This window comes from Pseudomonas sp. FP1742 (assembly GCF_030687145.1).
Classification (GTDB): domain Bacteria; phylum Pseudomonadota; class Gammaproteobacteria; order Pseudomonadales; family Pseudomonadaceae; genus Aquipseudomonas; species Aquipseudomonas frederiksbergensis_D.
The window spans coordinates 5292125-5317059 of the sequence record NZ_CP117460.1; the positions used below are offsets into that span (position 1 = coordinate 5292125).

Below are 24935 nucleotides of genomic sequence, written 5' to 3' on the forward strand. Positions count from 1 at the left end.
ACTGCCCGCAGGTTTTACCGTGACCAATCTCAACCGGCCTGAAACACCCAAACCGGCCATTCGCAGTGTGCTGATCGCCCTGATGCTGGCGATCTTTCTGGGTGCGCTGGATCAGACCATTGTCGCCGTGTCGATGCCGGCGATTTCCGCGCAGTTCAAGGATGTCAGCCTGCTGGCCTGGGTGATTTCCGGGTATATGGTAGCGATGACCGTGGCAGTGCCGATCTACGGCAAGCTCGGCGACCTGTATGGCCGCCGCCGGTTGATGCTGTTCGGCATGGGCTTGTTCACCCTGGCGTCATTGTTTTGCGGGATGGCGCAAAGCATGGAGCAACTGGTGCTGGCGCGGATCTTTCAAGGCATCGGCGCCGGCGGGATGATTTCGGTGAGCCAGGCGATCATCGGCGACATCATTCCACCCCGCGAACGCGGTCGCTATCAGGGCTACTTCAGCAGCATGTACGCAGTGGCCAGCGTGGCCGGGCCGGTACTCGGTGGCTACATGACTGAATACCTGTCCTGGCGCTGGGTGTTTCTGATCAATCTGCCGTTGGGCCTGGGTGCCTGGCTGGTGGCCTACCGCACGCTGGTCGGGCTACCGGTGCCGCAACGCAAGCCGATCATCGATTACCTCGGTACGTTGTTAATGATCATTGGTCTGACGGCGTTGTTGCTGGGCATCACGCAGGTTGGCCAGGGGCATTCGTGGCGCAGTGCCGAAGTCGCGGGTTTGCTCGGTTGTGCGGTAGTGGTGCTGGCGGTGTTCGTCTGGCATGAACGGCGGGCACGGGAGCCGTTGCTGCCGATGCACTTGTTCGCCAACCGCAATGCAGTCCTTTGCTGGTGCACGATTTTCTTCACCAGTTTCCAGGCCATCTCCTTGATCGTGCTGATGCCGCTGCGCTTTCAGAGTGTCACCGGCGCCGGGGCTGACAGCGCCGCGATGCACCTGTTGCCGCTGGCCATGGGTTTACCGATAGGCGCGTATTTCGCCGGGCGCCGGACCTCGGTGACGGGTCGTTACAAACCGATGATCCTGACCGGTGCCCTGCTTATGCCAGTCGCGATTCTCGGCATGGCGTTCAGTGCGCCTCAAGCGTTTTTGCTGAGTAGCCTGTTTATGCTGCTCTGCGGCATTGCTGGCGGAATGCAGTTCCCGACGTCGTTGGTGGGCACGCAAAACTCGGTGGATCAACGAGACATCGGCGTCGCCACCAGCACCACCAATCTGTTCCGCGCTCTGGGCGGCGCAGTGGGTGTGGCGTTGATGTCGGCGCTGTTGCTGGCGTTGTTACAGGATTCGGGTTTCGCGCACATGGCCGGCTCGGCGCTGATGGCCGAGGGTCATTCAGGGAATGTCTTGCTCGATGGTTTGAACGCCGCGCCGGGGGATGCGCAAAACGCCTTGCGCGCCGAGTTGCTGCTGACCTTCCGGCATTTGCTGATGGTCAGCGCGGCGGTGTCGCTGCTGGGGCTGGCGGCGGCGATGGCCATGCCGAACAGGGTGTTGCGGGGGCGGGAAGACAAGGTTCGGTAGAAAGACCGAGTCGCCTGCATTCGCGAGCAAGCCTGCTCCCACAGTAGACCGAGTTTTTCCAGATGAAATGCGGTCGAACGTGGGAGCGGGCTTGCTCGCGAAAGCGGGCTGTCAGTCACCGCCATTCAAGGGCTGTAATACCCCGGCATGCTTGTGTGACTTAAGGCCGGGTGCGCAGCTGTTGTTGCAGGTTCTGGATCTGCGCCTGCAGGGTGTTGATGTTGCGGGTGACCTGGCCGCGGAAGGCATCGAATTCAGCGGTATTGTTGCCACCTTGCGCTGCGGCGGCCGGGCGATTGTCCTGTTGGCTTTTGAGCACGATCATGTCTTGCTCCAGACGCTCGATGGCGGCGCTCGGATTGCCTTGGCGCTTCAGCGCGGCGATGTCGGCGCCCAGGCTTTTGAGTTGGGCGTCGAATTTGCTGGTGTCGTCCGACGCGTTCTTCAACGCGGCCAGTTCGCCGCTCAAGGCTTTGACCTGGGCCTGCAACTGAACATTGGCGGCTTGTTGTTCGGTGGTTTGCGCGGTCATTTGCGCCAGGCGCTTGTCCAGCTCGGAGGTCTGGCCCAGCACGCCTTGCTGCTGTTTGCTCTGGTCCTGAAGTTTGCTTTCCAGCTGTTTACTCTGGTCCTGGAGCTTGCCTTCCAGCTGTTTGATTTGCAGCTTCAGCGCTTCACTGCCGGTGTTGACGGTGGATTGGCTGGCCACGACCTTGCCGGAAATGTCCTGCAGGCGCCCCGCCGCTTCCTCACTGATACGGGCGAAACTTTCCTGGGTCGCCACCAGTTGCTGTTCCATCAGCGAGATCTGCTGAAAACTCCACCAGGCAAGGCCGGCGAAGGCGAAGAACAACGCGCCGACCAAGGCCCACAGCGGGCCGGTGCTCGGGCCTTTGACCTTGACCACCGGTGTGGTGCGCGAATGCACGGACGTGCGCGCGGTGGTCGGAAAATCATCGTCGTCGAGGCTGTCGGCACGCAGGCTCGGGACATCGTCGAAGTCGTCATTGGCATCGTTACGCATGGACATGGAGTCAACCTTTGTGAAACGCGGTGATGGCTTGATGCGGCGAAGTATAACCCTCGCTGGCGCACCGGTTGACCCTGAACCCCGAACTCGGTTCAGTTGGGGGCGGCCCTTGTGTGTCAGCGAATGTCCTGAGCCTTCCACCAGGCGCAGAATTCATCGAGGGCGGTCCAGAGGCTGACTTTCGGATCGTAGTCCAGATAATGCCGGGCACGACTGATGTCCAGGGTGAAATTTTTGTTCATGACTTGCATGCCCAACCGCGACAGCGTCGGCTCGGGACGACCCGGCCACAGCTTGCACACGCCCTCGTTGAGTGCGGCAAGGCTATAAGCCAAGCCGTAGGAACGGTAACGGGTCACCTGTGGGACATCCATTTTACGCATCACGTAATTGACCACATCCCACAACGGCACCGGCGCCCCATTGCTGATGTTGTAGGCCTTGCCCAACGCCGAACCCGTGGCCAGCAAGCTACTGAGCAATGCTTCATTGAGGTTTTGCACGCTGGTGAAGTCGACCTTGTTCAGGCCGTTGCCGATGATCGCCAACCGCCCCTTGCGCTGCATTTTCAGCAGCCTGGGGAAAATGCTCATGTCGCCTGCGCCCGTCACGAAACGCGGGCGCAGGGCCAGGGTTTCGAGGCCGAACTCCTGCGCACCGAAGACTTTTTGCTCGGCCAGGTATTTGGTCGCGGCGTAGGGATGTTTGAAGCGCTTGGGCACCTGGTCTTCGGTCAACCCCAGATGATCGCGGCCATCGAAGTAAATCGACGGCGACGACAAGTGCACCAGGCGCCGCACCCGTTGTTTCAGGCAGGCCTCGACCACGTTCTCGGTGACCTCGACGTTGCCTTGATGGAAATCCTGATAGCGCCCCCACAAACCGACAGCGCCGGCGCAATGGACCACGGCTTCGACGTCTGAACACAGGTCGCGCGCCAACTGCGGGTCGCTCAAGTCACCCTGAATGAACTCGGCGCCACGGCGAACCAAATGCTCGACGCTCTCGGCCCGGCGACCGTTGACCCGCACATCCAGGCCCTGCTCCAGGGCGAAACGCGCAAAGCGCCCGCCAATGAAGCCGCTTGCGCCGGTGACCAGAATCTTCATGTATTGCTCCGAATATTTCGTTTTGCGTTTTGCGCTTTGCATATTGCGTAGGGCGTGAAGTCTTGACGCCAGCCGTCAGTCCAACGGCACCAGCCATTGCCTGGATGAGCGCACCAATTGATCGGTGAGTAACCCCAATAGCTGACCGCCATTGCGCCAATGATGCCAGTACAGCGGCACATCGATCGGCTTATCTGGCAAAAGCTCCACCAATTGGCCGCGCGCCAGTTGCTCGCGCACCTGCAATTCAGGCACCAGGCCCCAGCCCAGCCCCGCTTCCGTGAGACGCAGAAACCCTTCGGACGAGGGGCATAAATGGTGTTCGAAACCGCCGTCCACGCCTAATGAGGCGAGATAACGATGCTGCAGAAAATCGTCCGGGCCAAACACCAGGGCCGGGGTTCTGGCCAACTGATCGGCGCGCACACCTTGGGGAAAATGCCGGGCAATGAACGCCGGGCTGGCCAGCGCACGGTAGCGCATCGCCCCCAACAACACACTGCGCGCCCCAGCCACCGGCCGCTCACTGGCGCACAGACATCCCGCCACTTCACCCGCGCGCATGCGTTTGAGGCCGACGGTCTGGTCTTCCACCACCAGGTCGAGCAACAAATGTTGTTCCGCGCAGAAGTCCCCCACAGCCGCCGCCCACCAGGTGGCCAGACTGTCAGCATTGAGCGCAATGCGCAGGCGTTCCGGCAGGCCTTCTTCGTCCAGTGCCGGCACCAGGCTTTGCAGATCGCGCTCCAGCAATCGCACCTGCTGCACATGGTTGAGCAATCGCCGGCCGATTTCCGTCGGGGCCGGTGGCGTTACGCGCACCAGTACCGGTTGGCCGACCCGCGCCTCCAGCAGTTTGATGCGCTGGGAGATGGCCGATTGGGACAAGCCCAACACCTGCGCGGCGCGTTCGAATCCGGCCTGCTCGATCACGGCGGCGAGCGCCGACAGCAATTTGTAGTCGAACATCAGTTTTCCTAATGAGCGATCAGGACTATTGGTTTTTCTTATACAGCTTCCCACCGGAGAATGGCCAGCAAGAACTCTTGAACAAGGATCACCGACATGGCTGGCGAAACCTCATTGGCAACCCTGCTGCGCAGCATGAGCCCGCAACTCAACGACGGCGAATACGTGTTCTGCACCTTGCCCGACGGCAAGCTGCCCACTGGCCTTGAGATTGTCGGCAGCTTTCGCGAACAGGAAGGGCTGACGGTGATTCTGCAACGTTCCCACGCCGAAAAGGCCGGTTTCAGCTTCGACTACGTCGCGGCCTGGATCACCTTGAACGTGCACTCGGCGCTCGAAGCCGTCGGCCTGACCGCCGCGTTCGCCACGGCACTGGGCCAGGCCGGCATCAGTTGCAACGTGATCGCCGGCTACTACCACGACCATTTGTTCGTCGGCCAGGCCGATGCCGAACGCGCCCTGCAGGTGCTGCGGGATCTGGCAACCAACGCGGAGTAAACGTTATGTGGCAAAGCTATGTGAACGGCCTGTTGGTGGCCGCCGGGCTGATCATGGCGATCGGCACCCAGAATGCGTTTGTGCTGGCTCAGAGCCTGAGGCGTGAACATCACCTGCCGGTGGCGGCGCTCTGTGTCACCTGCGATGCGTTGCTGGTGGCCGCCGGTGTGTTCGGCCTGGCCACGTTGCTGGCGCAGAACCCGACCCTGCTGGCCATCGCCCGTTGGGGTGGCGCGGCGTTTCTGCTGTGGTATGGCAGCCTGGCCCTGCGTCGGGCGTGCTCGAAACAAAGCCTGCAACAAGGCGAGAACCAGACCGTGCGCTCACTACGGGCGGTACTGCTCAGCGCTTTGGCGGTGACCCTGCTCAACCCGCACGTTTATCTGGACACCGTGTTGCTGATTGGCTCCCTTGGCGCACAACAGACCGAACCCGGTGCTTATGTCGTGGGCGCGGCCAGTGCTTCGTTGCTGTGGTTTTTTACCCTGGCCCTTGGCGCAGCGTGGCTGGCGCCGTGGTTGGCACGCCCCAGTACCTGGCGAATTCTCGACCTGTTGGTGGCCGTGATGATGTTCACCGTAGCGATTCAACTAGTCATCGCCGGGTGATTTATTCCAAAAGGCTCTGGAACCTCTATCCCACACAGTTGTTGCGTGGTTATGCCGCACCCCCGGTGCTATGATCCGATCCCTGCGCCGCAAAGAGTACAAACTCCCCGGCGCATGTCTGGCCGCCCGTGATCGGCCTTGCGCTCACCGCAACTGACCTGATTAGGAGAATCATCATGGCTTTCGAATTGCCGCCGCTGCCTTACGCGCACAATGCCCTGCAGCCGCACATTTCAGAGGAAACTCTGCAATACCACCACGACAAGCATCACAACACCTATGTCGTGAACCTGAACAACCTGGTGCCAGGCACCGAGTTCGAAGGCAAGACCCTGGAAGAAATCGTCAAGACTTCCTCGGGCGGTATCTTCAACAACGCCGCTCAGGTCTGGAATCACACTTTCTACTGGAACTGCCTGGCGCCAAACGCCGGCGGTCAACCAACCGGCGCGCTGGCTGATGCCATCAACGCAGCCTTCGGTTCGTTCGACAAGTTCAAGGAAGAGTTCAGCAAGACGTCCATCGGCACCTTCGGTTCCGGCTGGGGCTGGCTGGTGAAAAAGGCTGACGGTTCCCTGGCCCTGGCCAGCACCATCGGCGCCGGCAACCCGCTGACCAGCGGCGACACCCCGCTGCTGACCTGCGACGTCTGGGAACACGCTTACTACATCGACTACCGCAACCTGCGTCCGAAGTACGTCGAAGCGTTCTGGAACCTGGTCAACTGGAAATTCGTGGCTGAGCAGTTCGAAGGCAAAACCTTCACCGCTTAAGCTTCGCGCCAGTCAAGAAACCCGGCTTTTATGCCGGGTTTTTTATGCCATCGAAAATCCGTACGTGGGGTGTGCTTTCCCACAACGCGAGCCGCATTCGTCCTCTTGCCCCCACAGCACAGCGGTCTAACATCAACACAAGGAAAAATTGCCTCAACCTCCTCAAGTTGAAGGCCCCGACAACCGACACAGTGTTAATAGGGCAAATACTCCAAACAGAAGCCTATCGGCCAGGGCTACCGGCAATATCCCCCGGGTTGGATTGTCCCTTTGACTGCCATCACGGGATTGCCAATACTCATGGCAACTTGACGCTACCCGCACGGAACAAGGAATAACCCTTTGAAGCTGGAACTCAAGAACAGCTTGTCGGTGAAGTTGCTTCGGGTCGTGCTCCTGTCGGCATTGATCGTCGGCGTGGTCTTGAGCTGCGCACAGATTGTTTTCGATGCCTATAAAACACGTCAGGCGGTTGCCAACGATGCCCAGCGCATCCTCGACATGTTTCGCGACCCCTCGACCCAGGCCGTCTACAGCCTGGACCGGGAAATGGGCATGCAGGTGATCGAAGGCCTGTTCCAGGACGCCGCCGTGCGCAAGGCCTCCATCGGCCACCCCAATGAAGCGATGCTGGCGCAAAAATCCCGCGAGTTGCAGCATTCCCACAGCCGCTGGCTGACCGACCTGATCCTCGGCCAGGAACGCACCTTCACCACCCAACTGGTGGGGCGCGGCCCCTACAGCGAATACTACGGCGACCTGAGCATTACCCTCGACACCGCCACCTACGGGCAGAGCTTCATTGTCAGCTCGGTGATCATCTTCATCTCTGGCGTATTGCGCGCCATGGCCATGTCCCTGGTGCTGTATCTGGTCTATCACTGGCTGCTGACCAAGCCGCTGTCGCGGATCATCGAGCACCTGACCGAAATCAACCCGGACCGCCCCAGCGCCCACAAGATTCCGCAACTCAAGGGCCATGAGAGAAACGAGCTGGGCATCTGGATCAACACCGCCAATCAGTTGCTCGAATCCATCGAGCGCAACACTCACCTGCGCCACGAAGCGGAAAACAGCCTGCTGCGCATGGCCCAGTACGACTTTCTCACTGGTCTGCCGAACCGTCAGCAATTGCAGCAACAGCTGGACAAGATTCTTGTCGATGCCGGCAAATTGCAGCGCCGGGTCGCGGTGTTGTGTGTCGGGCTCGATGATTTCAAAGGTGTCAACGAACAGTTCAGCTACCAGACCGGCGACCAATTGCTGCTGGCCCTGGCCGATCGCCTGCGCGCTCACAGCGGCCGCCTCGGCGCCCTCGCCCGTTTAGGCGGCGACCAGTTCGCGCTGGTCCAGGCCGACATCGAACAACCCTACGAAGCCGCCGAACTGGCCCAAAGCATTCTCGATGATCTGGAAGCGGCGTTCGCCCTCGATCATCAGGAAATCCGCCTGCGCGCCACCATCGGCATCACCCTGTTCCCCGAAGACGGTGACAGCACCGAGAAGCTGCTGCAGAAAGCCGAGCAGACCATGACCTTGGCCAAGACGCGCTCGCGCAACCGCTATCAGTTCTATATCGCCAGCGTCGACACGGAAATGCGGCGGCGTCGCGAGCTGGAAAAAGACCTGCGCGACGCCTTGATCCGCGACCAGTTCTACCTCGTCTACCAGCCGCAGATCAGCTACCGCGATCATCGCGTGGTAGGTGTCGAGGCGTTGATTCGCTGGCAGCATCCCGAGCATGGGCTGGTGCCACCGGACCTGTTCATCCCGCTGGCCGAGCAGAACGGCACCATCATTGCCATTGGCGAATGGGTGCTGGACCAGGCCTGCAAACAACTGCGCGAGTGGCACGATCAGGGCTTCGTCGACCTGCGCATGGCGGTGAACCTGTCCACCGTGCAATTGCACCACGCCGAGTTGCCGCGGGTGGTCAACAACCTGCTGCAGATATACCGCCTGCCACCACGCAGCCTGGAGCTGGAAGTCACCGAAACCGGCCTGATGGAAGACATCAGCACCGCCGCCCAGCATCTGCTGAGCCTGCGTCGCTCCGGCGCACTGATTGCCATCGACGACTTCGGCACCGGCTATTCGTCATTGAGCTATCTGAAAAGCCTGCCGCTGGACAAGATCAAGATCGACAAAAGCTTCGTTCAGGACCTGCTCGATGACGACGACGATGCGACCATCGTCCGGGCCATCATCCAGCTGGGCAAGAGCCTGGGCATGCAGGTGATTGCCGAAGGCGTGGAAACCGCCGAGCAAGAGGCCTACATCATCTCCGAAGGCTGCCACGAAGGTCAGGGCTATCACTACAGCAAACCGCTGCCGGCACGGGAATTGAGTGCCTACCTCAAGCAGGCCCAGCGCAGTAACGCGGCCATCCTCTGAAACAATGCAGCCTTTGTAGCAGCTGGCGCAGCCTGCTGCTACAAGGCTGCGATCTTTTGATCTGCGGCCTGACACGCCCGTGAATAAGAAATATTTACAGGCGCAACCCTTTACAGATAATGCGAAAGATTTGCATTATGTCGCAGTTTTGCGCGCCGCCCGTGCGCGCCCAATCCATCACCGAAGCAGGATGTTTGCCATGATTCGTATGCCTCTGGCCACCGCCAGTCTGCTGGCCATCGCTATTTCCCTCGCCGGTTGCGGCGAAGGCAAAGACAAGGCTGTCGCTCAACAAGCGCCGACTCCGGCCGCCAGCACCGCTGCCCCGGCTGCACCTGCTGCCACCGGTAAAGTCGACGAAGCCGCCGCCAAGGCTGTGGTCGCGCACTACGCCGACATGGTCTTTGCCGTTTACAGCGATGCCGAATCCACCGCAAAAACCCTGCAAACCGCCGTCGACGCATTCCTCGCCAAGCCGAACGCCGACACACTCAAAGCCGCAAGGGCTGCCTGGGTCGCGGCCCGCGTGCCTTACCTGCAGAGCGAAGTGTTCCGCTTCGGCAACACCATCATCGACGACTGGGAAGGCCAGGTGAACGCCTGGCCACTGGACGAGGGCCTGATCGACTACGTCGACAAATCCTACGAACACGCACTGGGTAACCCGGGCGCCACCGCCAACATCATCGCCAACACCCAGGTTCAGGTCGGCGAAGACAAGGTCGACGTGCAAGACATCACCCCGGAAAAACTCGCCAGCCTTAACGAGCTGGGCGGTTCCGAGGCCAACGTTGCCACCGGCTACCACGCCATCGAATTCCTGCTCTGGGGCCAGGACCTGAACGGCACCGGCCCTGGTGCCGGCAACCGTCCAGCCTCCGACTACCTGGAAGGCAAAGGTGCCACCGGCGGTCACAATGATCGTCGTCGCGCCTACTTGAAATCCGTGACCCAACTGCTGGTCAACGACCTGGAAGAAATGGTCGGCAACTGGAAGCCGAACGTGGCCGACAACTACCGCGCCACCCTGGAAGCGGAACCGGCTGAATCCGGCCTGCGCAAAATGCTGTTCGGCATGGGCAGCCTGTCCTTGGGCGAACTGGCGGGCGAGCGCATGAAGGTTTCCCTGGAAGCCAACTCCCCGGAAGACGAACAGGATTGCTTCAGCGACAACACCCACAACTCGCATTTCTACGACGCCAAAGGCGTGCGTAACGTGTACCTGGGCGAATACACCCGCGTCGACGGCACCAAAATGACCGGCGCCAGCCTGTCGTCCCTGGTGGCCAAGGCCGACCCGGCTGCCGACACCACGCTGAAAGCCGACCTGGCGGCGACCGAAGCCAAGATCCAGGTCATGGTCGACCACGCCAACAAGGGTGAACACTACGACCAACTGATCGCCGCTGGTAACACCGCTGGCAACCAGATCGTGCGCGACGCCATTGCCTCGCTGGTCAAGCAGACCGGTTCGATCGAAGCCGCAGCCGGCAAACTGGGTATCAGTGACCTGAACCCGGACAATGCTGATCACGAGTTCTGATCAACGCTGGCTGAGTGAATAGAAAGGCGACCTTCGGGTCGCCTTTTTTGGTCTGCCCTACCGCAGATCAAAATGTGGGAGCGGGCTTGCTCGCGAAGGCGGTGTGTCAGGCAACATTGATGTCGACTGACACTCCCTCTTCGCGAGCAAGCCCGCTCCCACATTGGATCGCGCTGAGAGTTATTGCCTCACATCAAGCAAACGATAATTCCTCTTATTCAAACTCCCCTGCCCTGTTAGACTTTGCGCCCTTGTTTTGCTCGCCTTGCAGGATGTCCGATGCCCTCGCTGCCTCTTCGTTTGTCTGCACTGTTGCTGGCCCTGGGCCTGAGTGCCTGCGATGATGCCCCGCGTTTCACCCAGGCCGAACCCGGGGAAGCCCGGTCTGGTGGCAGCGCGACCGTGCGCAAGACCGATCAGAACGCATTCTCCTTGCCTTCAGCCAATCTGCCGCCGTCACGGCGCGTCGATTTCAGCGTCGGCAATAGCTTCTTTCGCAGCCCCTGGGTGATTGCGCCGTCGACCACCACCGCCCGCGATGGCCTCGGCCCGCTGTTCAATACCAACGCCTGCCAGAACTGCCACATCAAGGACGGGCGCGGTCATCCACCGACGCCCGATGCGCCGAACGCGGTGTCGATGCTGGTACGCCTGTCGATTCCTGATGCGCCAGCCTACGCCAAGGTCATCGAACAACTGGGCGTGGTGCCGGAGCCAGTCTACGGCGGCCAGCTCCAGGACATGTCGGTGCCCGGCGTCGCCCCGGAAGGCAAGGTGCGCGTCGATTACACGCCGGTCCCGGTACGCTTCAAGGACGGCAGCGAAATCGAGTTGCGCAAGCCGACCTTGCAGATCACCCAACTCGGCTATGGCCCGATGCACCCCGACACACGCTTCTCGGCACGTATCGCACCGCCAATGATCGGCCTGGGCTTGCTTGAAGCGATCCCCGACGAAGCCATCCTCGCCAATGCCCAGGCCCAGGCCCGGGAGAAAAACGGCATCGCCGGGCGGCCGAACCGGGTCTGGGATGACGCTCAGCAGAAGACTGTTCTCGGGCGCTTTGGCTGGAAGGCCGGGCAACCGAACCTCAATCAGCAGAACGTTCATGCGTTCTCTGGCGATATGGGCCTGACGACCAGCCTGAGGCCTATTGATGACTGCACCGACGCCCAAACTGCTTGCAAGCAGGCGCCCAACGGCAATGGCCCGGATGGCGAGCCGGAAGTCAGCGACAACATTCTGCGTCTGGTACTGTTCTACAGCCGTAACCTCGCCGTGCCGGCCCGTCGCGACGTCGGCGCACCGCAGGTGCTGGCCGGCAAGAATCTGTTTTTCCAGGCCGGATGCCAGTCCTGTCACACCCCTCAATACACCACCGCCACCAACGCCGCGGAACCTGAATTGGCCAATCAAGTGATTCGCCCTTACAGCGACCTGCTGCTGCACGACATGGGCGACGGTCTGGCCGACAACCGCAGCGAATTCCAGGCCAGCGGCCGCGACTGGCGCACGCCGCCGTTGTGGGGCATCGGCCTGACGCAGACGGTCAGCGGCCACACCCAGTTTTTGCATGACGGTCGCGCCCGCAACCTGCTCGAAGCCGTGCTCTGGCATGGCGGCGAGGCAAAAGCGGCGCAGCAACAGGTTTTGTCTTTCAACGCCGAGCAGCGCGCGGCGTTGCTGGCGTTTTTGAATTCCCTTTAATACGTATTCCTTCAGCGGGAGCCCGACATGTTCCGTCCCAAATTGTTGTTCACCAGCCTTGCCGCCCTCGCCCTGGGCGCCTGTTCGCCCCAGGATCCGCAAGCGGTCACCTCGGCGGCCATCGCCAAGCAAGTGATCCTGCCGAGCTACAGTCGTTGGGTGGAAGCCGACCGGCAATTGGCGGTCAGCGCCTTGGCGTTTTGCCAGGGCAAGGAAACCCTGGACACCGCCCGTGCCGACTTCCTGCACGCGCAGAAAGCCTGGGCCGAGCTGCAACCGCTGCTGATCGGGCCACTGGCCGAGGGTAACCGTTCGTGGCAGGTGCAGTTCTGGCCGGACAAAAAAAACCTCGTGGGCCGTCAGGTCGAGCAACTGGTTACCGCGCAGCCGCAGATCGATGCCGCCGCCCTGGCCAAGTCCAGCGTCGTGGTTCAGGGCCTCTCGGCTTATGAATACATCCTGTTCGACAGCAAGATCGACATGGCCGACAGCGCTCAGAAAGCCAAATACTGCCCGCTGCTGACCGCCATCGGCGAACGTCAGAAGCAACTGGCCGAAGAGATCCTGTCACGCTGGAACACCAACGACGGCATGCTCGCGCAGATGAGCAAGTTCCCCAACCAGCGCTACGCCGACTCCCACGAAGCGATCGCCGATCTGCTGCGTGTGCAGGTCACCGCGCTCGACACCCTGAAGAAAAAACTCGGCACGCCGATGGGCCGTCAGAGCAAGGGCATGCCACAGCCATTCCAGGCCGATGCCTGGCGCAGCCAATCGTCGCTCAAAAGCCTGGAAGCCAGCCTGAGCGCGGCGCAAACCGTCTGGGTCGGTGTCGACAACAAAGGCCTGCGCGGTCTGTTGCCGAGTGAACAAAAACCGTTGGCCGACAAGATCGACGCGGCCTACGCAGCGTCCCTGAAACTGCTTGCCGGCAACCAGCGCTCGCTGACCGACATGCTCACCGACGATGCCGGCCGCCAACAGCTCAGCGCCATCTATGACAGCCTCAACGCGGTCCATCGCCTGCACGAAGGCGAACTGGCCAAGGCGCTGGGCATCCAACTGGGCTTCAACGCCAACGACGGTGACTGATGAGGGCAAGTGCCATGCTGCGACGCCAGGCTCTGACGTTAGGGAGTTTGCTGCTGGGTGCGGTGACACTGGGCGGCTGGACGCTGTTCAAGCACAAGGACAAAAGCCCGCTGCTGCTCTCGGCGCGGGACGACGCTGACGGCAAGCACTATGCCGTCGGTTATCGGCTGGACGGCACCCGAGTGTTTGCCACCCGGGTCGGCCAGCGCTGCCACGACATCATCAACCACCCGACGCTGCCGATCGCGCTGTTCGTCGCCCGGCGTCCGGGCACCGAGAGCTATCTGATCGACCTGCGCGACGGCACGCTGCTGCAAACCGTGACGTCGCAGCCGAACCGACACTTCTACGGGCACGCGGTAATTCACCAGAGCGGCGACTGGCTGTACGCCACCGAGAACGACACTACCGATCCGGGCCGTGGCCTGCTCGGTGTGTATAAGTTCGAAGGTGAGCGTCTGGTGCACAGCGGCGAGATTTCCACCCACGGCGTCGGCCCGCATCAGGTGTCGTGGATGCCCGACGGCGAGACGCTGGTGGTGGCCAACGGCGGCATTCGCACCGAAGCCGAAAGCCGGGTCGAGATGAACCTCAACGCCATGGAACCCAGCCTGGTGCTGATGCAACGCGACGGCACGCTGCTGAGCAAGGAAACGCTGGCCCAGCAGATGAATAGCGTGCGGCACTTGGGGATTGCCAGCGATGGCACCATCGTCGCCGGTCAGCAGTTCATGGGCGATGCACACGAATCATCGGAGCTACTGGCAATCAAGCGTCCCGGTCAACCGTTCGTGGCCTTCCCGGTGCCCGAACATCAGCTGCAGGCCATGGGGCATTACACCGCCAGCGTGGCCGTGCACAGCGAATTGCGCCTGGTCGCCCTGACCGCGCCGCGAGGCAACCGGTTTTTTATCTGGGACCTGGACAGCGGTGAAGTACGCCTGGATGCGCCACTGCCCGATTGCGCCGGTGTCGGGGCCGTGGCCGACGGATTTGTCGTGACCTCCGGTCAAGGCCGTTGCCGGTTCTACGATTGTCGCCAGACAAACCTTGTCGCAAAACCGCTGGAATTGCCTGCGGGGCTCTGGGACAACCACCTTCACCTGATCTGAACACGCAACCTGTAGCAGCTGGAATCCCCCTCATACTCGGAGTAATGTTCCCGCCTGTCTCACCTGATTTTCTCCAAGGAAATGGAAATATGCTGCGTCGCCGCATGCTGATCATGTTGGGTGTTGTTCTGCTGATCGTGCTGGCCCTGGCCGGTTACAAAGCCTTCTCCATCTACACGATGATGAAGGGATTCTCCGTGCCGAAACCGCCGATCAGCGTCGCCGTGGCCACCGCCACCGAACGTCCGTGGCAAAGCCGTTTGCCCACGGTCGGCACCCTCACGGCGCTGCAAGGGGTCGACCTGAGCCTGGAGGTCGACGGCACCGTCAAGGAAGTTCAGTTCGAGTCAGGACAGAAGGTCAAGGCCGGCCAGCCGCTGCTGCAACTCGACAGCGCCGTGGAAACCGCCCTGCTGGCAACCGCCCAGGCCGACCTGGGACTGGCGCAACTGGATTACGGTCGCGGCAGCCAACTGGTGGGCAGCCAGGCTATTTCCAAAGGTGAGTTCGACCGACTCTCGGCGGTATTGCAAAAGAGCCGGGCCACGGTCAATCAGCTCAAGGCGGCGCTGGAGAAAAAACGTATCCTCGCACCGTTCAGCGGGACCATCGGTATTCGTCAGGTAGACGTCGGCGACTACGTGGCCAGCGGCACGATGATCGCCACCCTGCAAGACCTCAGCAGCCTCTACGTCGACTTCTTTGTACCCGAGCAGGCCGTCCCGAAGATCACCCTCGGCCAATCGGTACAGGTCATCGTCTCGGCCTATCCGACAGAGACTTTCCCCGGCACCGTCAGCGCGATCAACCCCAAGGTCGAGAGCAGTACCCGCAACGTGCTGGTGCGCGCGACCCTGGCCAACCCCGATGGCAAACTGCTGCCGGGAATGTTCGCCAGCCTGCAGGTGCTGTTGCCTGATCCGCAGCCGCACATCGTCGTGCCTGAGAGCGCGATCACCTACACCCTTTATGGCAACTCGCTGTACGTCGTCGCGCAGAAAAAGGCCGAAGACGGCAGCCTCGAAAAAGACGACAAGGGCGAGCCGGTTCTGATCGCCGAACGCCGCTTCATCGAAACCGGCGAGCGTCGAGAGGGGATGGTCATGATTGTCAAAGGTGTGCAGAACGGCGAAAAAGTGGTCACCGCCGGCCAGATCAAACTGGATAACGGGGTGCACATCGCGATCAGCGACGACAAGACCCTAGCCGAGAAGAACAGTCAGCCGCGCTGACTGATCAAGGAATCCCCATGGCTTTTACCGACCCGTTCATCCGTCGCCCGGTGCTCGCCACCGTGATCAGCCTGTTGATTGTGCTGCTGGGCTTCCAGGCCTGGAGCAAGTTGCCGCTACGCCAATACCCGCAAATGGAAAACGCCCTGATCACGGTGACCACCGCTTACCCCGGAGCCAACGCCGAAACCATCCAGGGTTACATCACCCAACCGATGCAGCAGAGCCTGGCCAGCGCCGAGGGCATCGACTACATGACGTCGGTCAGTCGCCAGAACTTTTCGGTGATCTCGATCTACGCGCGCATCGGCTCCAACAGCGACCGGCTGTTCACCGAGCTGCTGGCCAAGGCCAACGAGGTCAAGAACAAGCTGCCCCAGGACGCCGAAGACCCGGTACTGAGCAAGGAAGCCGCCGGCGCCTCGGCGCTGATGTACATCAGCTTCTTCAGCAAGGAACTGAGTAACCCGCAGATCACCGATTACCTGTCCCGGGTCATCCAGCCGAAACTGGCGACCCTGCCGGGCATGGCCGAAGCCGAGATTCTCGGCAACCAGGTGTTCGCGATGCGCCTGTGGCTGGACCCGGTGAAGCTCGCCGGTTTCGGCCTGAGTGCCAGCGATGTGACCAACGCCGTGCGCCAGTACAACTTCCTCTCCGCCGCCGGCGAAGTGAAAGGCGAGTACGTGGTCACCAGCATCAACGCCAACACCGAACTCAAATCCGCCGAGGCCTTTGGCGCAATTCCGCTCAAGGTCGACGGTGACAGTCGTGTGCTGTTGCGGGACGTGGCGCGGGTCGAGATGGGCGCGGAAAACTACAACTCCGTCAGTTCCTTCGGCGGCACGCCCTCGGTGTACATCGGCATCAAGGCCACCCCTGGCGCCAACCCGCTAGACGTGATCAAGGAAGTGCGCAAGATCATGCCGGACCTGGAAGCCCAGCTGCCACCCAATCTCAAGGGCGAAATCGCCTACGACGCCACACTGTTCATCCAGGCCTCCATCGACGAAGTGTTGAAAACCCTGTTCGAAGCGGTGCTGATCGTGATCGTGGTGGTGTTCCTGTTCCTCGGCGCCCTGCGTTCGGTGGTGATCCCGGTGGTCACCATTCCGCTGTCGATGATCGGCGTGATGTTCTTCATGCAGATGATGGGCTACTCGATCAACCTGCTGACCTTGCTGGCAATGGTATTGGCCATCGGGCTGGTGGTGGACGACGCCATTGTGGTGGTGGAAAACATCCACCGGCACATCGAAGAAGGCAAGACACCGCTGGATGCGGCCATCGAGGGCGCCCGGGAAATTGCGATGCCGGTGGTGTCGATGACCATCACCCTGGCGGCAGTGTATGCACCGATCGGTTTCCTGACCGGCCTGACGGGGGCGCTGTTCAAGGAGTTCGCCTTGACGCTGGCTGGGGCGGTGGTGATCTCCGGGGTCGTCGCCCTGACGTTGTCGCCGATGATGTGCGCCCTGCTGCTGCGCCACGATGAAAACCCCACCGGCCTGGCCCATCGCCTGGACGTGATCTTCGAAGGCCTCAAGCGCCGCTACCAGAGCATGCTTCACGGCACCCTCAACACCCGGCCGGTGGTACTGGTGTTCGCAGTGATCGTGTTGTGCCTGATTCCGGTGCTGCTCAAATTCACCCAGTCGGAACTGGCGCCGGACGAGGACCAGGGCGTGATCTTCATGATGGCCAACGCCCCTCAACCAGCCAACCTCGACTACGTGAACGCCTACACCGACGAGTTCGTCGCGATTTTCAAGGAGTTCCCCGAGTACTACTCCTCGTTCCAGATCAACGGCTTCAATGGCGTGCAATCAGGGATCGGTGGCTTCCTGCTCAAACCCTGGAACGAACGCCACCGGACCCAAATGCAGATCCTGCCCGAGGTCCAGGGCAAACTGGCGAGCATTCCGGGCTTGCAGATCTTCGGTTTCAACCTGCCTTCCCTGCCGGGCACCGGCGAAGGCTTGCCGTTCCAATTCGTGATCAACTCGGCCAACACCTATGAGTCATTGCTGGAAGTGATGGACCGGGTGAAAAAAAGAGCGATGCAATCCGGCAAGTTTGCTTTTGTCGACGTCGACCTAGCCTTCGACAAGCCGGAAGTCGTGGTGGATATCGATCGCGCCAAGGCTGCGCAAATGGGTGTGTCCATGCAAGACCTGGGCGGAACTCTTGCGACAATGCTGGGGGAAGCGGAGATCAACCGGTTCACCATCGAAGGTCGCAGCTACAAAGTCATCGCCCAGGTGGAACGGCCCTTCCGGGATAACCCCGACTGGTTGAACCATTATTACGTCAAGAACACCAAGGGCGAGTTGCTGCCCCTGTCGACCCTGATCACCGTGACCGACCGGGCACGACCGCGTCAGTTGAATCAGTTCCAGCAACTCAACTCGGCGATTCTTTCCGGGGTGCCACTGGTCAGCATCGGTGAAGCCATCGACACCGTGCGCCAGATCGCCCGGGAAGAAGCACCGACGGGTTATGCCGTCGACTATGCCGGTGCGTCTCGGCAATACGTTCAGGAAGGCAGTGCGCTGTGGGTCACCTTTGCCCTGGCGCTGGCGATCATTTTCCTGGTGCTGGCGGCCCAGTTCGAAAGCTTCCGCGATCCGCTGGTGATTCTGGTCACCGTGCCACTGTCGATCTGCGGCGCTCTGATTCCGTTGTTCCTCGGCTGGTCGAGCATGAACATCTATACCCAGGTGGGATTGGTGACGTTGATCGGGTTGATCAGCAAGCACGGGATCCTGATCGTCGAGTTCGCCAATCAGTTACGCAAGGAAAAGGGGCTGTCGCCTCGGGAAGCGGTGGAGGAAGCGGCGGCCATTCGCCTGCGTCCGGTATTGATGACCACGGCGGCGATGGTGTTCGGCATGGTGCCATTGATCATCGCCACGGGCGCGGGTGCCGTCAGCCGGTTCGACATCGGCACGGTGATCGCAACGGGGATGTCGATCGGGACGCTGTTCACCTTGTTCGTGCTGCCGTGCATCTACACCCTGCTGGCCAAGCCCGATAAACCTGAAAAACGCCCATAACCTGTGGGAGCGGGCTTGCTCGCGAAATCGGTGTCCCAGTCGACATCACTGGTGAATGTCAGACCGTATTCGCGAGCAAGCCCGCTCCCACATTGGGTTTATGGAGAGCCAAATAAAAGGCCTCGCAACCGCGAGGCCTTTTTATTTGGGCTTCAATCTATTCAACTCTGTGGCCTCAGTCCCTGAGAAAGTCCGAACATGAACAGTAACAAGTCATGATCGGGTTGAGTAGCTACCGGGGCTTTGGCAACCCTGGGCAACGGACAGTGCGCGTCACCGTGCACTGAACTGAGGACCTGCGTACGGGGCTGCTCCCAGGCAGCGACTGCCAAAGAAGCAACTGCCAAGGCTCCGGCTAAAAACAAACCTCGTGCAATTTCGAGTTTCATCGCTATAAGCCTTTGATAGCGCTGCCAAACGCCGTTTCATAAAAATAGACGAGTTTTTCACCGTCTGTATCACTGAACGACGAGTGGCGACGCCATTGATTCAGGCCATGGGGTGCGGCTGCATAGTGCACTGTCATTCTGTTACCCCTTGCGTAATACATAGACCCGCCACATGGCATAGAGCGGTAAAAAATCCAGTTGCCCCTGAATACGGAAACCCGCCTGCTCGAACTCCTTTTCAATCGTGGCAGCCGGTAACACAAATCGAGTCCGGTAACCCTGCTGCCCACGTCGTTTCTCGGCACGCTTGCGTTTCCAGGCCTTGAAATTGCCGTCTACCCACAGCGAAATAATCACACTGTCGCGGGTGACACGTTCGAATTCGCGCAGGATGGTCAGTCGTTGCTCGGCCTCACCGATGTGATGGAGCAGACGCATGCAGAAAATGCTGTCGACGGCGTTATCGGGCAAGGCAATGTCGAATGCAGAAGTGTGCAAGGGTTGTACCCTTTTGACCACGTCGGCGGATTGCGTACGCATGGCGGTCTTGAGCATGGACACCGAGTTGTCGGCCCCGATGATCACACGATTGTGTTTTTCCGCGAGCAGCGGCCAAAAACGCCCCGCGCCGCAAGGCAAATCGAGGATCAGCCCAGGTTCACCCGCCAGCGCCAGGGCCTTTCGCGCCAGGTGTTCGTCACGCCAGTGGGACAGTCGACGGCCGAGCCCCAGCTGGTGCTTGCGCATATTTTTCTGCGCGTGTTGATCATCGTACTTTTCAGAAAAGTCGAGCTTGATCGGGCCAGCCATGACGGCAATCTCCTGAACGTCTGGGACAACTACCTTAGGTAGCGTGGTGTCAGCGTCAGGTCATGCCTTGGTGAAAATTTCGTCATGTAAAACCCGGAATCATTTCGGGGTATTACAGGGCTGGGAGCTTTTCGCTCCTGATCCGGTCCAGTCCGATCAAACCCGGGACGCCCCCAACTCCACCTGAAAGCGACAACCATTGGGTTCCATGTTCGTCAGGCTCACGCTCCAGCCCTGGTTCTCGCAAATCCGCTGCACCAGCGATAGTCCCAGCCCCAGGCCTTCGCCACGCTTTTCGCTGCCGCGCACGAAAGGCTCGAACATCGCCTCGCGTTTTTCCTCGGGAATGCCTACACCACTGTCCTCGACCACGAACCCCGTATCGGTCAGGGCCAAGCGGATAAATCCATGCTCGGTATAATGCAGCGCATTACGCAACAGATTGCCCATTACCGCGTGCAGAAGCGTCGCGTTATAGCGGGTGTCCGGTGGATTGCCCAACTCAACGATCAACGTCAGGCCCTTGGCTTCGATCGGTTCACGCCATTGGCCAAGCAACCCGTCGGCCACCTGACTGAGGCTCTGCTGGGGCGCCATGCTGGCGTCTTCATGTTGAGCACGGGCCAGCATGAGGAAGGTCTGCACCAGCTCGCGCATCTCTGCGCAAGCCCGGGCGATCCGCTCGACCTGGGCACGCCCGCGCTGATCGATGCCGGGGTTTTCCAGCAACAGTTCACAGGAACTGGCCAACACCATCAACGGCGTGCGCAGTTCGTGGCTGACGTCACTGGTGAATAATCGCTCACGGGTCAACGCCTGACGCAAGCGCCCGAGGGTGGCGTCGAAGGCCACGGCCAGTTCGCCCACTTCATCGGCGGCATAATCCGGAGCCAGTGGCGGCGCCAGCCCCAGCAACTGATCTCTATGACGCACCTGGCGGGCCAGTCGCACCACCGGTGCCATCACCTTGCGCGCCAGCACCCAACCCAGAAACACCGCCAATGCCAGGCTTAGGACGAACCCCACCAGCACCACGGCAAACAGCACCCGTTCACGCTCTTCGAAATCACTCTGATCCTGCAGCAGCACATAACGCCGGCCGTCAACAATCTCGACCATTGCGTGATAAGACAAATGTTCGCGAAAGACCTCATGAAAACCCGAGTCCAGGTGCCGTAAATCCTTGGGCAACTCAAAATCGCCCGGCCCGCCGCTGAAGTAGAACAGCTGATCCGGCTCGGGGCGGTGGCTCCAGTCCGACACGCTGTCCATCAGCAACAGACGCTGCAAATCGCCGCCCAGACCTGCCGAAATCAGTTTCTCTTCCACCAGGTGCACGGTCGCTATGATGCCGATGGCGAAAGCTCCCGCGACCAGTGCGCTCATCAACGCAAAGGCGATGATGATCCGTTGGGCAAGGCTCTGCTTAAACTCCATCACGACCCTCGGCCAAGCGATAACCGACGCCGTGCACCGTGTGCAGCAAGGGCTTGTCGAACGGCTTGTCGATCACCTGGCGCAGTTGATGGACGTGGCTGCGCAGGCTGTCGCTGTCCGGGCAGTCATCACCCCAAAGGGCCTCTTCGAGAATTTCCCGGCGCAGCACGTGCGGGCTTTTCTGCATTAATACGGCCAGCAGCTTCAGGCCCACCGGGTTGAGTTTCAGCAGTCGGCCTTCGCGCGTCACCTCCAGGGTATCGAGGTCGTAGCTCAGGTCACCGACCTGCAAGGCACGGCGACCGCCACCCTGGGTACGGCGCATGACGGCCTCAATGCGCGCAGCCAGTTCGGACAGGGCAAAGGGTTTGATCAGGTAATCGTCGGCGCCGGACTTGAAGCCTTGCAAGCGATCGTCCAGTTGATCACGCGCAGTGAGCATGATCACCGGCGTGTCGCGGCGGGCGTCTTCGCGCAGGCGTTTGCACAGGGTATAGCCGTCGATGCCGGGCAGCATGATGTCGAGCACGATCAAGTCGTAATGCTCGGTAGCCGCCAAGTGCAGGCCAGATAAACCGTCCTGCGCGCAATCCACGGTGTAACCTTTGAGCCCCAGATAATCGGCCAGGTTGGCCAGGATATCGCGGTTGTCTTCAACCAATAGAATTCGCATCGGCACCTCCTCCGTACACAGCAGCGGCCGTCTTGGCCCGCGCAGCTTAAGGCCAAGTGTGACTCAGGGATAGGGCGGCCGGTTGTAGAATCGATGCGCTCAACCAAATTATGTGGCTAACAAGTTTTTCACTATCGGTTCACAACCTGACTACAGTGGTCGGGCTAAACTCCCGCGCTTTATAAGGAATGTAGACACAATGGACTTTTTCAAGATTGCGCCAATGCGCTTTCTGCTGCTCGTGACCAGCGTCTGGCTGGTGATCTTCTTCCTGACTCGAACGGTTCTGCTGCTGGCTCACCTGGATGAGGCCGGCAGCGGATTCCTCTCCGTGTTTGGCATCGGTCTGCTCTACGACCTGGGTTTCATCGCCTACGCGGCGCTGCCCATGGGCCTCTACCTGCTGCTATGCCCGCCAGCCTTGTGGCGTCGCCCTGGCCATCGCTGGTTCCTTCAGGGGCTGTTGACCGTCAGTCTGTTTGCCATGCTATTCACTTCAGTGGCCGAGTGGCTGTTCTGGGATGAGTTCGGTGTGCGTTTCAACTTCATCGCCGTCGACTACCTGGTGTATTCCGACGAAGTGCTGAATAACCTGCTGGAGTCGTACCCGATCGGCAAGTTGCTGAGCATGCTTGCCGTGCTGGCGGTGGTCCTGAGTTTTGCCTTGCGCAAACCCTTCACTATTGCGCTGAACGCCCCCTTGCCTGCCATGCGCGGGCGCCTGCTGAATGCGCTGGGCCTGCTGGTCGTCGCGGGCCTGAGCCTGCAACTGCTCAGCCAGGATGCGCCACGCGCCCAGGGTGGCAATGCTTATCAGAACGAACTGGCGAGCAATGGCCCGTATCAGTTCTTCGCCGCTTTCCGTAACAACGAACTGGATTACCCACAGTTTTACAGTAGCCTGCCGAACTCAGTCGTCGCGCAACAGATTCGCGCTGAACTGACCGAGCCCAACGCCCGCTTCATCGGCGAGGATCCGCAGGACATCCGCCGGATGATCGATAATCCCGGCACGGAACGAAAACCCAACATCGTGCTGGTCACCATCGAAAGCTTCAGTGCCAAGTACATGGGCAGCAATGGCGACGATCGTAACCTGACGCCGAACCTCGATGCCCTGCGCAAACAAAGCCTGTACTTCAATAACTTCTACGCCACCGGCACCCGCACCGATCGTGGCCTGGAAGCCATCACCCTGGCCATTCCTCCAACGCCGGGGCGTTCGATCGTCAAGCGCGTGGGGCGTGAAAGCGGTTTCGCCAGCCTCGGCCAGCAACTCAGCGCCGTGGGTTACGACAGCGTGTTCGTGTATGGCGGGCGCGGTTACTTCGACAACATGAACGCGTTCTTCAGCGGCAACGGCTATCGCGTCGTCGACCAGAGCAGCGTTGATGAATCAGAGATTCACTTCAAGAATGCCTGGGGAATGGCTGACGAAGACCTCTATAACCAGACCCTGAAACTGGCCGATGCCGACTACGCCAGGCAACAGCCATTTCTGCTGCAACTGATGACCACCTCCAACCATCGCCCCTACACCTACCCGGATAACCGGATCGACATCAAATCCGGCAACGGACGCGACGGTGCGGTGAAGTACACCGACTTCGCCATTGGTCAGTTCCTCGATCAGGCACGCAAGAAACCCTGGTTCGATAACACCCTGTTCGTCTTCGTCGCCGACCACACGGCCGGCAGCGCCGGTAAAGAAGACTTGCCGATCAGCAACTATCAGATTCCGCTGTTCATCTATGCACCAAAGCTGATCGATGCTCGGGAAAGCGCACAGCTGGCCAGTCAGATCGACCTTGCGCCAACGCTGCTCGGACTGCTGAATCTGGATTACCAGTCGACGTTCTTCGGTCGCAATCTGTTGCAGGACAATCCACTGCCGCCGCGAGTGGTGGTTGGCAACTATCAACATCTGGGCTTGTTCGATGGCAAGGATTTAGCGATCCTGAGCCCGCGTCAGGGGCTGCGTCGCCACGATGATGCACTGACCGACAGTCGCGAATCACGGGCCACCCTCGATGATCCGTTGATCACCCGTGCGATCACTTATTACCAAACTGCCAGTCATGGCTTCAAGCAACAGCTGCTCGGCTGGAAAGCGCCCACGGAGGGCACCCGCCAAGTCAGCGAACGTTAACCGAATGGCCCCGGGCTGATGCCCCGGGGTTTTTCCATTCTTCAGGATCCACCATGTCATCAACCGCTGTCCGTCCCGTCTCCCGCCCGCTCAACTTCTGGCTGTGCCTGGGCGTACCCGCCGTTGCGGCGATCACCCTTTTATTGCTCGAGCTGACGTCCCTGGACATGGACCTTGCCAAGCTGTTCTATGACCCGGTCGCCGGTGCGTTCATCGGGCGGCACAGTTACTTCCTGGAAGACATCCTGCATGACCGGGCCAAGCAAGTGGTCATTGCCTTTTCGGTGTTCTCCATCCTGGGCTTTGTCGGCTCCTTTTTCATTGAAAGGCTCAAACCGTTCAAGCGTGAAATGGGTTGCCTGGTGTTGTCTCTGGCGCTGGCAACCTCCTTTGTCACCCCGCTCAAAGCGGTAACGGCGGTGCAATGCCCATGGAGCCTGGAACAATTCGGCGGGCACGAAACCTACAGCGAACTGCTCAGCCCTCGCCCGCACACCGACAAACCAGGCCGCTGCTGGCCCGGTGGTCATGCGGCGACCGGTTTCACCCTGTTTGCGTTGTTCTTTGTGTTGCGTGACCGACGCCCGCGGCTGGCACGCAGTGCGTTTGTCTTCGCTTTCGCGTTGGGCTCGGTGTTTTCCATCGGCCGGATGATGCAGGGTGCGCACTTCTTCTCGCACAACGTGTGGACGGCGATTTTCTGCTGGCTGTTTTGTCTGGGGTCGTATTACTTCATCCTGTATCGGCCGGCCTCCAAGGCCGAGCGGGCGAACGGGGCAGAACCGGTCAGCGCCTGAACCGACGCCATCGCGGGCAA

Annotated in this window: 20 protein-coding genes; 13 read left to right on the top strand and 7 right to left on the bottom strand. The window is 60.4% G+C overall.

All coding sequences use genetic code 11. The features are described from left to right. Nucleotides 1-19: 19 nt before the first annotated feature. Complete coding sequence (locus PSH64_RS23975) at nucleotides 20-1537, top strand: MDR family MFS transporter (protein WP_305478906.1); 1518 nt, start codon at nucleotides 20-22, stop codon at nucleotides 1535-1537. 160 nt (nucleotides 1538-1697) lie between these two features. Here the strand turns inward: PSH64_RS23975 and PSH64_RS23980 are convergent, their stop codons facing one another. From PSH64_RS23980 to PSH64_RS23990, 3 genes are all read right to left on the bottom strand, one after another. Beyond that, complete coding sequence (locus tag PSH64_RS23980) at nucleotides 1698-2567, bottom strand: ATPase (RefSeq protein WP_181150694.1); 870 nt, start codon at nucleotides 2565-2567, stop codon at nucleotides 1698-1700. Nucleotides 2568-2683: 116 nt separating this feature from the next. Beyond that, a complete protein-coding gene (locus PSH64_RS23985) occupies nucleotides 2684-3676 on the bottom strand; it encodes an NAD(P)-dependent oxidoreductase (protein ID WP_105345147.1) in 993 nt (330 codons plus the stop codon). 75 nt (nucleotides 3677-3751) lie between these two features. Further along, nucleotides 3752-4645, bottom strand: a complete 894-nt coding sequence (locus tag PSH64_RS23990) for a LysR family transcriptional regulator ArgP (protein ID WP_105345145.1) — start codon at nucleotides 4643-4645, stop codon at nucleotides 3752-3754. 96 nt (nucleotides 4646-4741) lie between these two features. Here PSH64_RS23990 and PSH64_RS23995 point away from each other — a divergent pair, with 96 nt between their 5' ends. The 10 genes from PSH64_RS23995 to PSH64_RS24040 all read left to right on the top strand — a co-directional run bounded on the left by PSH64_RS23995 (nucleotide 4742) and on the right by PSH64_RS24040 (nucleotide 18660). Then, a complete protein-coding gene (locus PSH64_RS23995) occupies nucleotides 4742-5143 on the top strand; it encodes an ACT domain-containing protein (protein WP_105345143.1) in 402 nt (133 codons plus the stop codon). Between the two features lie 5 nt (nucleotides 5144-5148). Further along, nucleotides 5149-5751 (top strand): LysE/ArgO family amino acid transporter, encoded by a 603-nt coding sequence (locus PSH64_RS24000; RefSeq protein WP_305478908.1) that lies wholly within the window; start codon nucleotides 5149-5151, stop codon nucleotides 5749-5751. A gap of 176 nt (nucleotides 5752-5927) precedes the next feature. Further along, complete coding sequence (locus PSH64_RS24005) at nucleotides 5928-6524, top strand: superoxide dismutase (RefSeq protein WP_007938876.1); 597 nt, start codon at nucleotides 5928-5930, stop codon at nucleotides 6522-6524. Nucleotides 6525-6866: 342 nt separating this feature from the next. Next, complete coding sequence (locus tag PSH64_RS24010) at nucleotides 6867-8918, top strand: bifunctional diguanylate cyclase/phosphodiesterase (protein WP_105345140.1); 2052 nt, start codon at nucleotides 6867-6869, stop codon at nucleotides 8916-8918. 199 nt (nucleotides 8919-9117) lie between these two features. Beyond that, on the top strand, nucleotides 9118-10461 hold the full coding sequence (locus PSH64_RS24015) for an imelysin family protein (protein WP_305478909.1): 1344 nt from the start codon (nucleotides 9118-9120) through the stop codon (nucleotides 10459-10461). A gap of 279 nt (nucleotides 10462-10740) precedes the next feature. After that, complete coding sequence (locus tag PSH64_RS24020) at nucleotides 10741-12168, top strand: di-heme oxidoredictase family protein (protein ID WP_305478910.1); 1428 nt, start codon at nucleotides 10741-10743, stop codon at nucleotides 12166-12168. Nucleotides 12169-12195: 27 nt separating this feature from the next. Beyond that, nucleotides 12196-13260, top strand: a complete 1065-nt coding sequence (locus tag PSH64_RS24025) for an imelysin family protein (protein ID WP_305478911.1) — start codon at nucleotides 12196-12198, stop codon at nucleotides 13258-13260. A gap of 14 nt (nucleotides 13261-13274) precedes the next feature. Next, complete coding sequence (locus PSH64_RS24030) at nucleotides 13275-14372, top strand: DUF1513 domain-containing protein (RefSeq protein ID WP_305478912.1); 1098 nt, start codon at nucleotides 13275-13277, stop codon at nucleotides 14370-14372. An 89-nt stretch (nucleotides 14373-14461) separates the two neighbouring features. Next, complete coding sequence (locus PSH64_RS24035) at nucleotides 14462-15604, top strand: efflux RND transporter periplasmic adaptor subunit (RefSeq protein WP_105345130.1); 1143 nt, start codon at nucleotides 14462-14464, stop codon at nucleotides 15602-15604. 17 nt (nucleotides 15605-15621) lie between these two features. Beyond that, entirely contained in the window at nucleotides 15622-18660 is a 3039-nt protein-coding gene (locus PSH64_RS24040; protein ID WP_305478913.1) for a multidrug efflux RND transporter permease subunit, read from the top strand. 161 nt (nucleotides 18661-18821) lie between these two features. Here the strand turns inward: PSH64_RS24040 and PSH64_RS24045 are convergent, their stop codons facing one another. The 4 genes from PSH64_RS24045 to colR all read right to left on the bottom strand — a co-directional run bounded on the left by PSH64_RS24045 (nucleotide 18822) and on the right by colR (nucleotide 21969). Beyond that, complete coding sequence (locus PSH64_RS24045; RefSeq protein WP_026331876.1) at nucleotides 18822-19049, bottom strand: hypothetical protein; 228 nt, start codon at nucleotides 19047-19049, stop codon at nucleotides 18822-18824. Between the two features lie 141 nt (nucleotides 19050-19190). After that, nucleotides 19191-19859, bottom strand: coding sequence for a class I SAM-dependent methyltransferase (locus tag PSH64_RS24050; protein ID WP_305478914.1), 669 nt, complete (start codon nucleotides 19857-19859; stop codon nucleotides 19191-19193). Between the two features lie 156 nt (nucleotides 19860-20015). Then, on the bottom strand, nucleotides 20016-21296 hold the full coding sequence (locus PSH64_RS24055) for a HAMP domain-containing sensor histidine kinase (RefSeq protein ID WP_105345121.1): 1281 nt from the start codon (nucleotides 21294-21296) through the stop codon (nucleotides 20016-20018). Next, complete coding sequence (colR, locus tag PSH64_RS24060) at nucleotides 21286-21969, bottom strand: two-component system response regulator ColR (RefSeq protein WP_105345119.1); 684 nt, start codon at nucleotides 21967-21969, stop codon at nucleotides 21286-21288. The genes PSH64_RS24055 and colR overlap by 11 nt, the downstream gene beginning before the upstream one ends. A 199-nt stretch (nucleotides 21970-22168) precedes the next feature. Here colR and PSH64_RS24065 point away from each other — a divergent pair, with 199 nt between their 5' ends. Continuing rightward, nucleotides 22169-24118, top strand: coding sequence for an LTA synthase family protein (locus PSH64_RS24065; RefSeq protein WP_305478915.1), 1950 nt, complete (start codon nucleotides 22169-22171; stop codon nucleotides 24116-24118). A 53-nt stretch (nucleotides 24119-24171) separates the two neighbouring features. Continuing rightward, nucleotides 24172-24915 carry a phosphatase PAP2 family protein gene (locus tag PSH64_RS24070; RefSeq protein ID WP_105345114.1) on the top strand — a complete coding sequence of 248 codons (744 nt, stop codon included), beginning with the start codon at nucleotides 24172-24174 and terminating at the stop codon, nucleotides 24913-24915. Nucleotides 24916-24935 lie beyond the last annotated feature (20 nt).

Coding starts and splice junctions, on each gene's coding strand:
- PSH64_RS24045 (WP_026331876.1), bottom strand. CDS start 19,049: ATGAAACTCGAAATTGCACGAGGTTTGTTTTTAGCCGGAGCCTTGGCA.
- PSH64_RS24055 (WP_105345121.1), bottom strand. CDS start 21,296: ATGGAGTTTAAGCAGAGCCTTGCCCAACGGATCATCATCGCCTTTGCG.
- PSH64_RS23995 (WP_105345143.1), top strand. CDS start 4,742: ATGGCTGGCGAAACCTCATTGGCAACCCTGCTGCGCAGCATGAGCCCG.
- PSH64_RS24070 (WP_105345114.1), top strand. CDS start 24,172: ATGTCATCAACCGCTGTCCGTCCCGTCTCCCGCCCGCTCAACTTCTGG.
- PSH64_RS24015 (WP_305478909.1), top strand. CDS start 9,118: ATGATTCGTATGCCTCTGGCCACCGCCAGTCTGCTGGCCATCGCTATT.
- PSH64_RS24050 (WP_305478914.1), bottom strand. CDS start 19,859: ATGGCTGGCCCGATCAAGCTCGACTTTTCTGAAAAGTACGATGATCAA.
- colR (WP_105345119.1), bottom strand. CDS start 21,969: ATGCGAATTCTATTGGTTGAAGACAACCGCGATATCCTGGCCAACCTG.
- PSH64_RS24005 (WP_007938876.1), top strand. CDS start 5,928: ATGGCTTTCGAATTGCCGCCGCTGCCTTACGCGCACAATGCCCTGCAG.
- PSH64_RS24035 (WP_105345130.1), top strand. CDS start 14,462: ATGCTGCGTCGCCGCATGCTGATCATGTTGGGTGTTGTTCTGCTGATC.
- PSH64_RS23980 (WP_181150694.1), bottom strand. CDS start 2,567: ATGTCCATGCGTAACGATGCCAATGACGACTTCGACGATGTCCCGAGC.
- PSH64_RS23985 (WP_105345147.1), bottom strand. CDS start 3,676: ATGAAGATTCTGGTCACCGGCGCAAGCGGCTTCATTGGCGGGCGCTTT.
- PSH64_RS24040 (WP_305478913.1), top strand. CDS start 15,622: ATGGCTTTTACCGACCCGTTCATCCGTCGCCCGGTGCTCGCCACCGTG.
- PSH64_RS23990 (WP_105345145.1), bottom strand. CDS start 4,645: ATGTTCGACTACAAATTGCTGTCGGCGCTCGCCGCCGTGATCGAGCAG.
- PSH64_RS24065 (WP_305478915.1), top strand. CDS start 22,169: ATGGACTTTTTCAAGATTGCGCCAATGCGCTTTCTGCTGCTCGTGACC.
- PSH64_RS24020 (WP_305478910.1), top strand. CDS start 10,741: ATGCCCTCGCTGCCTCTTCGTTTGTCTGCACTGTTGCTGGCCCTGGGC.
- PSH64_RS24030 (WP_305478912.1), top strand. CDS start 13,275: ATGCTGCGACGCCAGGCTCTGACGTTAGGGAGTTTGCTGCTGGGTGCG.
- PSH64_RS24025 (WP_305478911.1), top strand. CDS start 12,196: ATGTTCCGTCCCAAATTGTTGTTCACCAGCCTTGCCGCCCTCGCCCTG.
- PSH64_RS24000 (WP_305478908.1), top strand. CDS start 5,149: ATGTGGCAAAGCTATGTGAACGGCCTGTTGGTGGCCGCCGGGCTGATC.